The organism is Sphingomonas sp. Ant H11 (assembly GCF_000797515.1).
GTDB lineage: Bacteria > Pseudomonadota > Alphaproteobacteria > Sphingomonadales > Sphingomonadaceae > Sphingomonas.
Window position 1 is genome coordinate 1 of record NZ_JSBN01000122.1, and the last position, 13,111, is coordinate 13,111.

Consider the following 13,111-nt stretch of genomic DNA (forward strand, 5'->3'; position numbering starts at 1 on the left):
TCCACCCCGGCGAACGCCGGGGCCCAGTCGCGAGCGGGGAATCATTGCGTGCAGCACCCGCCACAACCGCCATCTCTCCTGGGCCCCGCTTTCGCCGGGGTGGAGGGAGGGGGCAACAATCGTCGCCCCCGGCCAACTCGCCAGCCATTATGCGCCGCGCAAAGCGCTCCGCCTCAACGCGACCGAAGCGACGGACGGAGACTATCTGATCGGCTTCGGCACAATCGCGGGCGACACCAACCTGTCGCCCACCGCCAACCTCATCGAAGCCGCCGCCAAGCTGTTCGACGCGCTCTACCAGGCCGACGCATCACCGAGCACGACCATAGCGATCGCGCCAATCCCGAACGACGGCATCGGCGAAGCCATTAACGACCGTCTGCGGCGCGCGGCGCACCGCGACACCTGAGACCCTCCGCGTCCTCCGCGCCTCTGCGCGAACAAACCTTCTGTTCGCGCAGAGATCGCAGAGAAGAACCCTTAAGCGCTCACCGCCGCCTTCGACCGCGCGGCGAAGCTCTTGCGCAGCTTGGCCAGCTTGGGCGGGATCACCGCCAGGCAATAGGGGTTCCGCTGGCCTTCGCCTTCCCAATATTGCTGGTGGTAATCCTCGGCCGGATACCATTCGCCCATCGGCTCGATCGTGGTGACGATCGGGGCCGGCCAGTCCGCCGCCGCGCGCGCCTTGGCCGCCTCGGCCTCGGCGCGCTGCGCATCATCCGCCGGGAAGATCGCCGAGCGATATTGCGTGCCGACATCGTTGCCCTGGCGGTTGAGCTGCGTCGGATCGTGCGTTGCAAAGAACATGTCGAGGATGTCGCCATAGGACACCTGATCGGTATCGAAAGTCACGCGGATCGCCTCGGCATGGCCGGTATCGCCCCCGCACACCTGCTTGTAGGTCGGATGCGGAACGCTGCCGCCGATATAACCGCTTTCGACGCGCTCCACGCCGATCACGTCCTTGAACACCGCCTCGGTGCACCAGAAACATCCGCCTGCCAGGGTTGCGACTTCGCTTGCCATCATTCGCTCCTCGTTTAGGGCTGCAAGATAGGGACGCGGGGCCCGGACAAAAAGAGCGAGGGTAGAATGCTGGACGGATCGGTGCTGGTAACGGGCGGAGCGGGCTATATCGGCAGCCATGCAGTGCTCGCACTGCTGGACGCGGGACACCGCGTGGTGGTGTATGACAATCTCAGCACCGGCTTCGACTGGCTGGTCGATCCACGCGCGACTTTGGTGCGCGGCGAGATCGAGGATGATGCGCTGGTCCGCGCGACGCTGCGCGACCATCAGGTGCAGGCGGTGATGCACTTCGCCGGATCGATCATCGTGCCCGAATCGGTCAGCAATCCGCTCAAATATTATCGCAACAACACCGTCGCCAGCCGCGCGCTGATCGAAAGCGCGGTCGTCTCGGGCGTCAAGCACTTCATCTTTTCCTCAACCGCCGCGACCTATGGCACGCCGGTGCGCGTGCCGATCGCCGAGAGCGACCCGACCGTGCCAATCAACCCCTATGGCACCTCCAAGCTGATGACCGAGGCGATGCTGCGCGACGTCGCCGCCGCGCATCCGATGAACTATGCCGCCTTGCGCTATTTCAACGTGGCGGGTGCCGATCCGCAGCAGCGCGCCGGCCAGTCGACGATCGGTGCCACCCACCTCATCAAGATCGCGGTCGAGGCGGCGCTGGGCAAGCGCGAGACGGTCGGAGTCTATGGCACCGATTATGACACGCCCGATGGCACGGGCGTGCGCGACTATATCCATGTCAGCGATCTGGCGGCGGCGCATGTCGCGGCGCTCGACCTGCTGATCGCCGAACCCGCCAAGAGCCACACGCTCAACGCGGGCTATGGCAAGGGCTTCTCGGTGCTCGAAGTGCTCGATGCGGTCGACCGCGTGACCAACCGCAAGCTCAACCGCGTCATCGAGGGCCGCCGCGCGGGCGATGCGGGAGAACTGGTCGCCGACAATCGCGCGATCCTGGCGACGCTCGACTGGACGCCCCAGCGTGCCGATCTCGATCTCATCGTGCGCGATGCGCTGGCGTGGGAACGCAAGTTGGGCGATCGCTAGACCGCCGCGCGCACCCACGAATTTTTTGGGGGTAGTCGCACTACCGTCCGCGACCTAGGCCAAGGCATGGAGATGCCGGGGAAAGACGCCTTTTGGGCGCTCACCGAAAAGGAAAAGCAGACGCTTCGTCTGATCGTGCGCGGTCACGATGCGAAGTCGGTCGCGCGCAACCTTGGCCTGTCGGTCCATACAATCAACGAGCGCCTGCGCGATGCGCGGCGGAAGATGGCGGTTTCGAGCAGCCGCGAGGCCGCACGCCTGTTGCTCGACGCCGAGGGCGGCGCGGGGTTTCTGCCCCCCGATTTCTTAGGGACGTGCGAATCGGGGACGACGCAACCGCCCCCCACGACGATCAGGACGGCACGCCGGTCGTCGGCGCGGGGCGCACCTACCGCCCCTCCTCCCGTCTGATCGGAGTCGTTCTCATGACGCTTGTCCTGTCCCTCCTGGTGCTTGTCGCGCTGCCGCAGAGCCCCACGACCGCGCCGCCAACCGCGACCATTGCACCGGCACATGCCGAGGCGGTGGCGGCGGCGCTCAACTGGCTCGACCTTGTCGACCATTATGACTGGGACGCGAGCTATCGCGGCACCGGCCCGGCGTTCCGCAAGCAGAACACGTTGCAGGTCTGGTCGCGGACCTCGCAGCAGGTTCGCGTGCCGCTTGGCGCGGTGATCTCGCGGGGATTCGTCAGCGAGGAGGACGTCCCGGCACCGCCGGCCGGCTATACGATGGTCAAATTCCGCACCAGCTTCGCCAACAAGGCCGACGCGATCGAAACGGTCACGCTCGATCGATGTCGATGGCCGCTGGCAGATCGTCGGGGTAACCATCGGCTGATGGTGCGCTCCCCCTCCCGCACGCGGGAGGGGGACACGGCATCAGATCGTCTTGCTGATCCCGAACAGGAAGCCGCGGCGCGCACCGAATTGCGGTGCGCCCACGCCCACGCCCGACCCATCGCGGATTTCATAGACGCGGTCGGCCACGTTGATGATGTCGGCACGGATCGTCACGCCCGGCCCCTTGAACTCATGGCTCGCGGTCAGGTTGAACACCGCATAGGGCGTCAGCTTGCCGCCATTGGGCACGTCGCCATCCTTGCGCAGGCCAGACCCGTAAATCATGCTGCCGCCCACGCGGCTGTCGCGCAGAAAGCCCTGATCGAACCGGTACGACACGCCCGCCGACCCGGTATAGGTCTGGTCGTGGTCGAGATAGATGTAGTTCTTCGCAATATAGGCCAGGTCATCGGGCGAAAAATTGAACTGGCCCGACGCGATCGAAAACCCTTTGGCCTTGGCGTAGGAAAAATTGGCATAAGCCAACAACGGGCCGTGCTGATAGGAAATATTGCCTTCGATCCCGTCGATCCGCCCGCGCGCATAATTGAACGGCGTCAGGATGATCGGCGCACCGAACTGGCCTTCGTCGACCAGATTTTTCGAGCGCCGGTGGTACGCGTCGATCCCGAGCGTGACCCGCCCGATCTTCTGTTCGGCACCGATATCGAAATAGTCCTGCCGCTCGGCAAAGGGCACGGTGGCGAGCGGCGGGTTGACGCCGTCATCGCCCGGTGCCTGCGCACTGGTGCCGCGATACTTCAACACGCTGTTGGTGGCGACATTGGAGAAGGGCGCAGGCGAGAAATAGCGCGCGTAGCCGGCATGGAGCGTCAGCCCCTTGGACGGTGTGAGCACGGCATTAATGCGCGGCGAGAACTGCGATTCGGAACGATAGCCGTCATAATGGTCGAAGCGCCCACCGAAATTGACGATCAACGGCGCGGCGATCTTCCATTCGTCCTGCAGATAGACGCTGTAGGTCATTTCGGTCTTGGCACCATTGTCGACGACCGTGATCGGCTGGCCGATTTGCGCGCCTGTGCCATCCACCGGGAACACCTGGCTCGAGGTCTGGCTGTTGCTGCGGTCGCGCGACACGATCACGCCGCCGCGCAGGGTATGCGCATCGCTGGCGCGGTACACACCCTCGACCTGACCGCCAAAGGTGAAGTCCTGCTTGAACGCCTTTTGCGCGATGCCGTTGAACAGCAATTCGCCGAGCGTATCGGGTGTGTAGCGCAAGCTGGAATAGCGCGCGAACAGCGATGCCTGCAGCGTGACCGGGCCGGCATCGTGCAACAGGCTGGCAAGGCCAAAGGCAGTGCGCTCGTGCTGCCGCTCATCGAGAGTGTCGCTGAGAAAATTGGTAACGCCGCCAACGTTATAGCCGTGGCTGGGGGTGAGGCCGCGCGGATTGGGAATCTGGAAGCTCTGGTCGGAATAGCCGCCCATGAACGACACGCGATTGTTCTCGTTCAGCGTGTGGTCGACATAGACGAAGCCCTGATATTGGTCGGTGTCGTCGTGCAGCGGGGTGCGGCCGCCATCGACCGCCTCGATCCCGATATTGCTGTGCTTGTAGCTGCCGGTAACGAAATAATTGGTTTTGCCCGTCGAGCCGCCATAGTCGAAGCTCGGCTGGATGGTGTCGTTGGTGCCGCCATAAAGCGACACTTCGCCACCATTTTTGAAGCCATTCTTGGTGGTGATGTCGATGATGCCCGCCGTGCGCAGCCCATATTGCGCGGGCAGCGCGCCGGTGCGCAGATCGAACCGCTCGACCAGGCGCGGGCTCAGCGTCTGCCCGAACACGGCGACGCCTTCGGGCAGGATCGTGCCGTTGATACGATATTGCAGGTTGTTATGGTCATCGCGCACATGGAACTGGCCGCCGCCATCCTGCACCACGCCCGGCAATTGCAGCAGGATCTGGTTGAGCTGCTGATTGTCACCGCCGGGCAAGGCGCGAATCGTCTCGCTGGTGATGGTGTAGGTCGTCGCACCGAGGCTAGGCTGGATCGAGCGCGCGCGGCATCAAGCCGCCCGGTCACGACGATATCCGGTCCGCCGTTGGTCTTGTCGGTCGCGGCACCCGGCGCATCCGCCGTCGCAGCCGGAGCGGCTACCGTATCGGCATAAGCAGTGGCAGGCACGAAAAACAACAGAGCGGCGCTGGACAACAAGGTGGCTCGAAACATGCGGGGGACGGCCTTTCAGAGAACGATGCTGCAGTGCGATAGATGTTATGTAATACTATATCAAGGTCAATTCGTCGTCTCCCGGAAACGATTCGACCGTGTGGGCGGGTGCGCCGTACAAGATTGCTGCGCGATGAATGAAGCGGCGGAACTTACGGCCGCTGAGCGCGGGTGTCCGCCCCCAATTTGCGGCCAAGCGCCCACCAGCCGAGCGCCCAAATCGTACCGAACACCCAGCCGCCAACGACGTCGCTCGGCCAATGCACGTGCAGATAGAGACGGCTGACCCCGATCAGCACCACCAGCACCGCCGTTGCCGCGAGAATATAGACACGCGCCGCGTGTCCATGCACCGTCTGCACCAGCAGCAACGCCAAGGTGAGGTAGACGATCGCGCTGTTGGCGGCATGGCCGCTCGGGAAGCTGGCCGAGGACACCGCAACGAGCCGTTCGTCGAGCGGCGGTCGCACCCGCGCGACCAGCCCCTTGATCAGCGTCACCGCGATCGACCCCGACGTCGTCCCGACCACCACCAGCACCAGCGTCAACCAGCGCCGCTGCACCGCAAGAAAGCCGCCCGCCAGCACCACCGCCAGCAACAGCACAGTGCCGCCGCCCAATGCCGTTACGTCCACCATTATCTGGGTCATCACTGTCGCTCCCTGCGGGTGGAACGCCGTAGCACCGTTTTGGATACCGCAAACACGACCCATTTGCGCTCCATTCTGCGACTCGCGACGAATCAGCCGGGCAGGATCAGCGCTTCGTCCAGATAGTCGAGCAACGCCCGCACGCGCGGGGCAAGACGGTCCTGCGCCGAATAGAGGGCATGGATATCCTCGCCATCGCCCGGATTATAGGCGGCCAACACTTCGACCAACCGCCCGCCGCGTAAATCCTCCGCGACGTGAAAGCGGGAGAGGCGCGCGATCCCGCCACCGGCCACCGCCATCAGGCGGACGACATCGCCCGAATTGCCGAGAAAACAACTTTCAACCACGCGGTGCACGACACGCTGGCCAAGCCGAAATGGCCAGCCATCGACCGATCGCCGAAAGCTGAACTGCAGGCAGCGATGCGTATCGAGATCGTCTGGCGTTTGCGGCATGCCATAATGCGCGAGATAGGACGGGCTGGCGACCAGCAGCATCTTGCTGTGCCCAAGCTTCTTCGCGCGCAAGCGGGTGTCGCGCAGCGGCCCGATCCGGATCGCAATGTCGGCGCGTTCCTCCACCAGATCGACGAGTGCATCCGACAAAGCGAGATCGACCAGGACATGGGGATAGCGCGCCGTGAAGGCGGGCAGCAGCGGCAGCAGGCACTGCGTACCGAACGGCACCGACGCATTGACTCGCAGCGTCCCGCGCGGGGTCTGCGTCTCGCGCCCCAGGCCGCTTTCCACCTCGGCCATGTCCGCGACCAGCCGCGCCATGCGCTCGCGATAGGTTTCGCCTTCGACGGTCAAGGCAAGCGAGCGCGTCGTCCGGCGCAGCAGCACGACGCCCAGCCGCGCCTCGAGCCGGGCGACGCTGCGGCTGACCGCCGACGGAGTCAGCCGTAGCTCTTTGGCAGCGGCGGCAAAACGGCCCGCGCGCGCCGCCGCCAGGAAAACCTCGATATCGCCAAGCCGGTTGTCCATCGGTTTTCATGATATCGAATCACTTCTGAAATGTAATCCCACATTCTAATCACGAATGTACGGTCGCCTTACGTTTGCAGCATCCACAACAAACGCAAGGAAATGACGATGGACCTGCAACTCAACGGCAAGACGGCGATCGTGACAGGGTCGACCGCCGGGATCGGTCTTGCGATCGCCAAGCGGCTCGCGGCGGAAGGGGTCGCCGTGATTGTCAGCGGGCGCGACCAGGCCAAGCTCGACGCGGCAGTCGCGGAAGTCGCCGCGCTCGGCACGGTGCGCGGCGTGCTCGCCGACGTCGCCACGGCCGAGGGTGCCGCAACATTGATTGCCGCCGCGCCCGAGGTCGATATTCTGGTCAACAATCTCGGCATTTACGAAGCGAAACCGTTCGTCGAGGTCAGCGATGCGGAATGGCATCGCTTTTTCGAAGTCAACGTGGTCAGCGGCATCCGCCTCGCCCGGCATTATTTCCCGCGCATGCTGGCGCGCGATTGGGGCCGCGTGATCTTCATCGCCAGCGAGAGCGGCCTGCTGCCCCCCGCCGAGATGATCCATTACGGCATGACCAAGACCGCGCAATTGTCGATTGCGCGCGGCCTGGCCGAACAAACGCGCGGAACCGGGGTGACCGTGAATTCGGTGTTGCCAGGGCCGACCCGCTCCGAAGGGATCGTCGATTTCATCCAGTCGGTGGTCGAGAATAAGGACGCCTCAGCGGCCGAGCAGGAGGTCGAATTCTTCGAGAAGCTGCGTCCGCTCTCGTTGATCCGCCGCCTGATCGACGCCGACGAAATCGGCTCGATCGTGACCTATCTGGCCAGCCCGCTCGCCGCCGTTACCAACGGTGCGGCGATCCGCGCCGAAGGCGGGATCATTCCGACGATCGCATAACGTCCAGCCCCGCTGCCGGTGGCGTTTGCCGCCGACAGCGGGGCAGCGATGCAAGGAACTGCGACCGATCTTTGGGAATGGTGGGCCCGTCGGGACTCGAACCCGAGACCTACAGATTAAAAGTCCGTTGCTCTACCAACTGAGCTACGGGCCCACTCGGCGCTTGCGTTAGGAGCGCGTTCGGGCGCGGTCAACCCAGGGGTTGCGGCTTGTTCAGCCGCGCATGAAGCTGCCGGACGGTCCGGCCCGCTACCGGATCGCGCCAATTGGGGGCGATCGTGCGTAATGGATCAAGCACAAAGCCGCGCTCGCGAAAGGCGATATGCGGCACGGTCAGCCCTGCCGTCGACCACATTCCCCCCGACCACAGCACGATGTCGAGGTCGATCACCCGCGCGCCCAACGCGCGCCACGCCGCCGCCCGAACGCGCGTTCGATCGCTTTCAATCGAGCGAGCATCTGCGGCGGCGTCAGCGCACTCTCCAGCAGCACCGCCGCATTGGCGAAGCGCCGGATCGACGGCCCGAGCGGCGCGCTACCGATAATCGGGGACGTTGCGACTACGCCGTCCAGCGCGGCGATCGCCGCGCGCACTTCGGCGACCGGGCCGCCGTGGCGGCCACACCGGTTGGACCCGAGGGCGATGGCATAGGTTGAGCTTTGCACCGAAACACGCCTATCGCACCTTGATGAACTTCGCACCCAGCCCAATCCCCGAAACCGAACCCCCACGCGATTGCCCGCGCTGCCCGCGCCTCGTCGCCCTGCGCGAAAGCCTGCAGGCCGAGCATCCCGATTGGTGGAACGGCCCCGTCACCGCCTTTGGCGACCCTGCCGCCTGGCTCGGCATCATCGGCCTCGCGCCCGCGCAATATGGCGCGAATCGCACTGGCCGCCCGTTCACCGGGGATCGCTCCGCGCCCTTGCTGTTCGGCACGCTCGCCAAATTCGGCCTCGCCACCGGCGAGTATGAAGGCAAGCCCGACGATACGCTGGCGCTCGACGGCGCGATGATCCTCGACGCGGTCAAATGCCTGCCGCCCGAGAACAAGCCGACGCCCGAGGAAATCCGCACCTGCCGCCCCTTCCTGGAGGGGCAGGCGGCGGCACTCCCGCACGCGCGCATCTTAGTGGCGCTGGGCCAGACCGCGCACCAGTCAGCGGTCAAGATGCTCGGCGGCAAGCTGCCCAAATGCCGCTTCGGCCACCTTGCCGAACACCGCATGCCCGATGGCCGTATCCTGATCGATAGCTATCACTGTTCCAGCTACAATCAGAATACCGGGCGGCTGACGACCGAGATGTTCGAAGCAGTGTTCGCGCGGGCGCTGGAACTGCGGGACTCGCAGTAACGGCGTTTTTGCGGTTATGATCCGGCCTTCTGAACGGAGGCTTTCAATGCGGATTGTCCCTTTGATGGTGTTGGCACCCATGATGATCGCGGCCGCGCCCGAGGCCCGAACGGCTGCGGTCAAGCCGATGTGTCAACATTACGGTGCCATCGTGGCTAGTGACACGCTCCCCACCGCCAGCATTCGCCCGCTTGGGCAAGAACCGCCCGCGCAGCAAATCGCGGCGGTGCTGCGCACGGTCGATGGCTGCCAGAAACCGCTGGTGGTGCGCGCCGAAGTGGGGACGCCGCGCCGCTGACGCGTTTCAGCCGAGGAAATTGCTCAGCACATCGGGGTGGAACGCCCAGCCGGCAAAGCCGCACACCCCCATAAACAGACCGAAGCTGCCGAACACCCACCCGGCCACGAGCAACCAGAAACTCTCGGCCAGCGCCGCCACCGCCGCCATCGAAATGGCGGTGGCGATCAGCGCCTCGCTCGCGTCGAACTGGTCGTCATGGACGTTCAGCGCGTCATAGCGGTCAGCCAAGCCCTGCGCCTGCTTGGCCAGCACCGGCACTTCGGCGCGATATTTGGTGATGTCGCGGTCAAGCCCGGCGATCGCGCTGGCCGCTGCCGCCCGCGCGGCGGGTGTGGTCGAGAGCACCACCAACTCGGCGCGCGCGGTTTCGTTGATGTGGATCTTGGTCTTGGTCGCTTGATACTGCGCCCAGTGATCGACCGAATCGGCTTTGGCCTGCGCCATGTTCTGGACGATGTTGCCGTCCTTGATGTTGCCCAGCCCCATGAACACCGACAGGATGACGACGGTCATCGCCACCCAGCGGTTGAGCCGCTTGTCCTTGGCTTCGGCGCTGACTTCGATTTCCATGGACAGATCCTAGCGCATGACGGTGGAAGCTCAGATGTCCTGCACCAACCGCCCGTAAAGCTCGGGCCGCCGGTCGCGGAAGAAGCCGAAGGCGGCGCGGTGGCGCTTGATGCGGTCGAGGTCGAGCGTGGCCACGATCACCCCGGTCTCCTCGCGGCCCAGTTCGGCCAGAATGTCGCCGCGCTCGTCGGTGATGAAGCTGGTGCCGTAGAAGGTCTGGCCATGCTCCACGCCAATGCGGTTGGCGGCAACCACGGGCACGACGTTGGACACCGCATGCCCCACCATCGCGCGGCGCCACAGCCGCGCGGTGTCGAGTGAGGTGTCATGCGGCTCGCTGCCGATCGCGGTCGGGAAGAACAGCACTTGCGACCCCATCAGCATCAGCGCGCGCGCGGTTTCGGGATACCATTGGTCCCAGCAGATGCCGACGCCTAGCGTCGTGGCATCTGGCCCCGGCCACACCTTGAAGCCGGTATTGCCCGGCCGGAAATAGAATTTCTCCTCATAGCCCGGGCCGTCCGGGATATGGCTCTTGCGATACACGCCCTGCACCGCGCCATCGGGCCCGATCATCGCCAGCGAATTGTAATGGTGCGGGCCATCGGCCTCGAAGAAGCTGGTCGGGATCGTCACGCCCAGCTCGCGCGCCAGGCGCTGCATCGCCAGCACCGCTTTGTGCTCGCTTACCGGCTTGGCGTTCGCGAACAGTCCTTCATCCTCGATCCGGCAGAAATATTCGCCCTCGAACAGTTCGGGCGGCAGGATCACTTGCGCGCCCTTGCCCGCCGCCTCGCGCACGAGTTCGGAGACATGGGCGATGTTGGCGTCCAGATCGGACGTGAAGGCGAGCTGCAGCGCGGCGACGGTGATTTCGGTCATGCCGCGCCATATAGGGGAGTGGGTGCGGGGCTGCCACTGTTCAAACGCACCGCCATCTCGCTTCCGCGCGCACGACCTGTTAGCCCTCTGTTATGCCAAGCCCTTCTCACGATCGCCCCGACGACGCGCCCCCCGCAAACATATTGGCCGCCCTTGGCCCCGGCCTCGTTACGGGTGCCGCCGATGACGATCCCAGCGGCATTGCCACCTACAGCCAGATCGGTGCGCAATTTGGCTATGGCCTCGCCTGGACGATGCTGTTCAGCTACCCGCTGATGGTGGTGACGCAGGAGATCGCGGCGCGCATCGGCCTCGTCACCGGCTGCGGCATCGCGCAGAATCTGCGGCGGCATTATTCTCCCTATCTGCTGCGCGCGGTCGTGCTGCTGCTGCTGGTCGCCAATGTCATCAATCTCGGTGCCGATCTCGGCGCGATGGGGGCGGCGTTGCGTCTGCTGCTTGGCGGACCGGAGCTGGTTTATACGATCGCCTTCGGCGTCGTGTGTATCGTCCTGGAAACCTTCGTCAGTTACCCACGCTATGCCGCAATCCTGAAATGGGCGACGCTGTCGCTTTTCGCCTATGTCGCGGTGGTGTTTGCAGCGCAGGTGCCGTGGTCGATCGCGCTGAAAAGCACCGTACTGCCAGGCATGACGTGGGACGCCGACCATGCGATGGCGCTGGTCGCGATCCTCGGCACCACGATTTCGCCGTACCTCTTCTTCTGGCAAAGCGGGCAGGAGGTGGAGGAAATGCACCGCCGCAATGCCAAGCCCTTGTGCATCACCCCCCGCGCGGCCGGCCCGGAGCTCGCGCGCGTGCGCAACGACACGGTAATCGGGATGGGCTTTTCCAACCTGATCGCAATCTTCATTATCTTCGCCACCGCCGCCACGCTCAACGCGCACGGGGTGACCGATATCAAGACCTCGTCGCAGGCCGCCGAAGCGCTGCGCCCGATCGCCGGGGTGTTTACCTTCGCGCTGTTCGCCGTTGGGATCATCGCGACGGGGATGCTGGCCGTGCCGGTGCTGGCTGGGTCGGCTGCGTACGGCGTGTCCGAGATGCTGGGCTGGACCTCGGGCCTGCGCCGCAAACCGCGCGAGGCGCGTGCCTTTTACGCGACCATCGCCGCTGCCACGTTGGGCGGGGTCGCGCTCAACTTCACCGCGATCGACCCGATCAAGGCGCTTTACTGGAGCGCGGTGGTCAACGGCGTGCTGGCCGCGCCGCTGATGGCGGTGATGATGCTGATCGCCACCAACCGCCGCATCATGGGCCGGCTGACGCTGCCCTGGCCGATGATCGTCATCGGCTGGATCGCCACCGCCGTGATGGCAGTGGCGTCGCTGGCGTTTTTCGTTTTGCAATAAGAGGGAGGCCCCACGACCATCGTACCCCTGTCCGTTCGTTTCGAGCGTAGTCGAGAAACCTGTCACAGGTCGCGCAGGTTTCTCGACTACGCTCGAAACGAACGGGTAGAGTGGCGGCGCGCGGAGCCCAATGCCCCCCGTTACGCCGGCAGTTGCTGCGAAATGCAGTGGAAGCTCCCGCCCCCGGTCAGGATTGCGTCCGCCCGCAAGCCCACCGCCGCGCGATCCGGAAACAGCGCCTGCACCGCCGCCACCGCAGCATCGTCGTTGGGCGCACCGTAGAGCGGCACCACGACGGCGGCATTGCCAATGTAGAAGTTCATATAGCTGGCGGGCACGATCTCGTCGTCGCGAAGCACGCGACCGGGCGACGGGATCCGCACCAGCTCGATGCCGTCCTTGGCGGATGCGGCTTGCGCGGCGCGCTGATAGACCAGCCAATTGGGGTCATTCTCCGCCGCCTCCGGGATCACCAACACCCCCGGCGCAACGAAACGCGCCAGATTGTCGACATGCCCGTCGGTATGGTCGTGCATCAACCCGTCGCCCAGCCATAGCACGTCGACCAGCCCGAGATCGTCGCGCAGGCGCTGCTCGATCTCGCTCCTGGTCAAGGACGGGTTGCGATTGGGGTTGAGCAGGCATTGCTCGGTCGTCACCACCAGCCGGTGCCATCGCCGTCGATCGCGCCGCCCTCCAGCACCCAGTCGCAGCTTTCGACCGGCAGTTTCTTGCGCGCGGCCAGCCGCCGCCCGATATCGTCGTCGCCCGGCAAATCATATTTGCCGCCCCAGCCGTTGAAGCCAAAGTCACGTGCGCTGCCGTCGGACAGCACGATCGGCCCGGTGTCGCGCAACCAGATGTCGCCGAACGGCTCGACCACGACGCTCGCGACATCGCCCGCCAGCCGCTCGGCGGCCGCTGCCGCCGCATCGTTGGCGGCGACGAGCAGCACGCGCTCGCCGCGCCCCC

The 13,111-nt window shown here is 65.0% G+C and carries 11 protein-coding genes, 1 tRNA gene and 4 pseudogenes; 7 read left to right on the forward strand and 9 right to left on the reverse strand.

Features of this window, described 5'->3' with window-relative positions:
- The coding region (locus NW75_RS18735; RefSeq protein ID WP_331386190.1) for a Sua5 family C-terminal domain-containing protein at positions 1-409 on the forward strand (409 nt) is incomplete at its 5' end.
- Between the two features lie 71 nt (positions 410-480).
- On the opposite strand, the gene msrA is transcribed toward NW75_RS18735, so the two are convergent.
- Positions 481-1,026 carry a peptide-methionine (S)-S-oxide reductase MsrA gene (msrA, locus tag NW75_RS18740; RefSeq protein ID WP_033966801.1) on the reverse strand — a complete coding sequence of 182 codons (546 nt, stop codon included), beginning with the start codon at positions 1,024-1,026 and terminating at the stop codon, positions 481-483.
- A 66-nt stretch (positions 1,027-1,092) separates the two neighbouring features.
- Here msrA and galE point away from each other — a divergent pair, with 66 nt between their 5' ends.
- A complete protein-coding gene (gene galE, locus NW75_RS18745) occupies positions 1,093-2,085 on the forward strand; it encodes a UDP-glucose 4-epimerase GalE (RefSeq protein ID WP_033966790.1) in 993 nt (330 codons plus the stop codon).
- Positions 2,086-2,157: 72 nt separating this feature from the next.
- Positions 2,158-2,925: pseudogene (locus tag NW75_RS18750) on the forward strand (helix-turn-helix domain-containing protein).
- A 41-nt stretch (positions 2,926-2,966) separates the two neighbouring features.
- Here the strand turns inward: NW75_RS18750 and NW75_RS18755 are convergent.
- The 3 genes and pseudogenes from NW75_RS18755 to NW75_RS18765 form a co-directional block, all read right to left on the reverse strand.
- A pseudogene (locus tag NW75_RS18755) lies at positions 2,967-5,128 on the reverse strand (TonB-dependent receptor).
- Between the two features lie 152 nt (positions 5,129-5,280).
- Positions 5,281-5,778, reverse strand: coding sequence for a phosphatase PAP2 family protein (locus NW75_RS18760; RefSeq protein WP_033966791.1), 498 nt, complete (start codon positions 5,776-5,778; stop codon positions 5,281-5,283).
- Positions 5,779-5,870: 92 nt separating this feature from the next.
- Entirely contained in the window at positions 5,871-6,767 is an 897-nt protein-coding gene (locus NW75_RS18765) for a LysR substrate-binding domain-containing protein (RefSeq protein ID WP_033966793.1), read from the reverse strand.
- A gap of 108 nt (positions 6,768-6,875) precedes the next feature.
- Here NW75_RS18765 and NW75_RS18770 point away from each other — a divergent pair, with 108 nt between their 5' ends.
- Positions 6,876-7,661 carry an SDR family NAD(P)-dependent oxidoreductase gene (locus NW75_RS18770; RefSeq protein ID WP_033966802.1) on the forward strand — a complete coding sequence of 262 codons (786 nt, stop codon included), beginning with the start codon at positions 6,876-6,878 and terminating at the stop codon, positions 7,659-7,661.
- A gap of 78 nt (positions 7,662-7,739) precedes the next feature.
- Here NW75_RS18770 and NW75_RS18775 read toward each other — a convergent pair.
- Together NW75_RS18775 and folK are read right to left on the reverse strand one after the other, a co-directional pair.
- Positions 7,740-7,815, reverse strand: a tRNA-Lys gene (locus NW75_RS18775).
- A 36-nt stretch (positions 7,816-7,851) separates the two neighbouring features.
- A pseudogene (gene folK, locus NW75_RS28420) lies at positions 7,852-8,327 on the reverse strand (2-amino-4-hydroxy-6-hydroxymethyldihydropteridine diphosphokinase).
- Between the two features lie 23 nt (positions 8,328-8,350).
- Here folK and NW75_RS18785 point away from each other — a divergent pair.
- Positions 8,351-9,013, forward strand: a complete 663-nt coding sequence (locus NW75_RS18785; RefSeq protein ID WP_033966803.1) for a uracil-DNA glycosylase — start codon at positions 8,351-8,353, stop codon at positions 9,011-9,013.
- A gap of 46 nt (positions 9,014-9,059) precedes the next feature.
- Positions 9,060-9,311 carry a hypothetical protein gene (locus NW75_RS18790; RefSeq protein WP_137902456.1) on the forward strand — a complete coding sequence of 84 codons (252 nt, stop codon included), beginning with the start codon at positions 9,060-9,062 and terminating at the stop codon, positions 9,309-9,311.
- 6 nt (positions 9,312-9,317) lie between these two features.
- Here the strand turns inward: NW75_RS18790 and NW75_RS18795 are convergent, their stop codons facing one another.
- Both NW75_RS18795 and aguB read right to left on the reverse strand, forming a co-directional pair.
- Positions 9,318-9,884, reverse strand: coding sequence for a DUF4337 domain-containing protein (locus tag NW75_RS18795; protein WP_033966796.1), 567 nt, complete (start codon positions 9,882-9,884; stop codon positions 9,318-9,320).
- A 30-nt stretch (positions 9,885-9,914) separates the two neighbouring features.
- Complete coding sequence (aguB, locus tag NW75_RS18800) at positions 9,915-10,766, reverse strand: N-carbamoylputrescine amidase (RefSeq protein WP_033966798.1); 852 nt, start codon at positions 10,764-10,766, stop codon at positions 9,915-9,917.
- A 143-nt stretch (positions 10,767-10,909) separates the two neighbouring features.
- Here aguB and NW75_RS18805 point away from each other — a divergent pair, with 143 nt between their 5' ends.
- Complete coding sequence (locus NW75_RS18805) at positions 10,910-12,139, forward strand: NRAMP family divalent metal transporter (RefSeq protein WP_310065973.1); 1,230 nt, start codon at positions 10,910-10,912, stop codon at positions 12,137-12,139.
- 140 nt (positions 12,140-12,279) lie between these two features.
- Here NW75_RS18805 and NW75_RS18810 read toward each other — a convergent pair.
- Positions 12,280-13,111: pseudogene (locus NW75_RS18810) on the reverse strand (agmatine deiminase family protein); the annotation flags it as partial.

Coding starts and splice junctions, on each gene's coding strand:
- msrA (WP_033966801.1), bottom strand. CDS start 1,026: ATGGCAAGCGAAGTCGCAACCCTGGCAGGCGGATGTTTCTGGTGCACC.
- galE (WP_033966790.1), top strand. CDS start 1,093: ATGCTGGACGGATCGGTGCTGGTAACGGGCGGAGCGGGCTATATCGGC.
- NW75_RS18760 (WP_033966791.1), bottom strand. CDS start 5,778: ATGACCCAGATAATGGTGGACGTAACGGCATTGGGCGGCGGCACTGTG.
- NW75_RS18765 (WP_033966793.1), bottom strand. CDS start 6,767: ATGGACAACCGGCTTGGCGATATCGAGGTTTTCCTGGCGGCGGCGCGC.
- NW75_RS18770 (WP_033966802.1), top strand. CDS start 6,876: ATGGACCTGCAACTCAACGGCAAGACGGCGATCGTGACAGGGTCGACC.
- NW75_RS18785 (WP_033966803.1), top strand. CDS start 8,351: ATGAACTTCGCACCCAGCCCAATCCCCGAAACCGAACCCCCACGCGAT.
- NW75_RS18790 (WP_137902456.1), top strand. CDS start 9,060: ATGCGGATTGTCCCTTTGATGGTGTTGGCACCCATGATGATCGCGGCC.
- NW75_RS18795 (WP_033966796.1), bottom strand. CDS start 9,884: ATGGAAATCGAAGTCAGCGCCGAAGCCAAGGACAAGCGGCTCAACCGC.
- aguB (WP_033966798.1), bottom strand. CDS start 10,766: ATGACCGAAATCACCGTCGCCGCGCTGCAGCTCGCCTTCACGTCCGAT.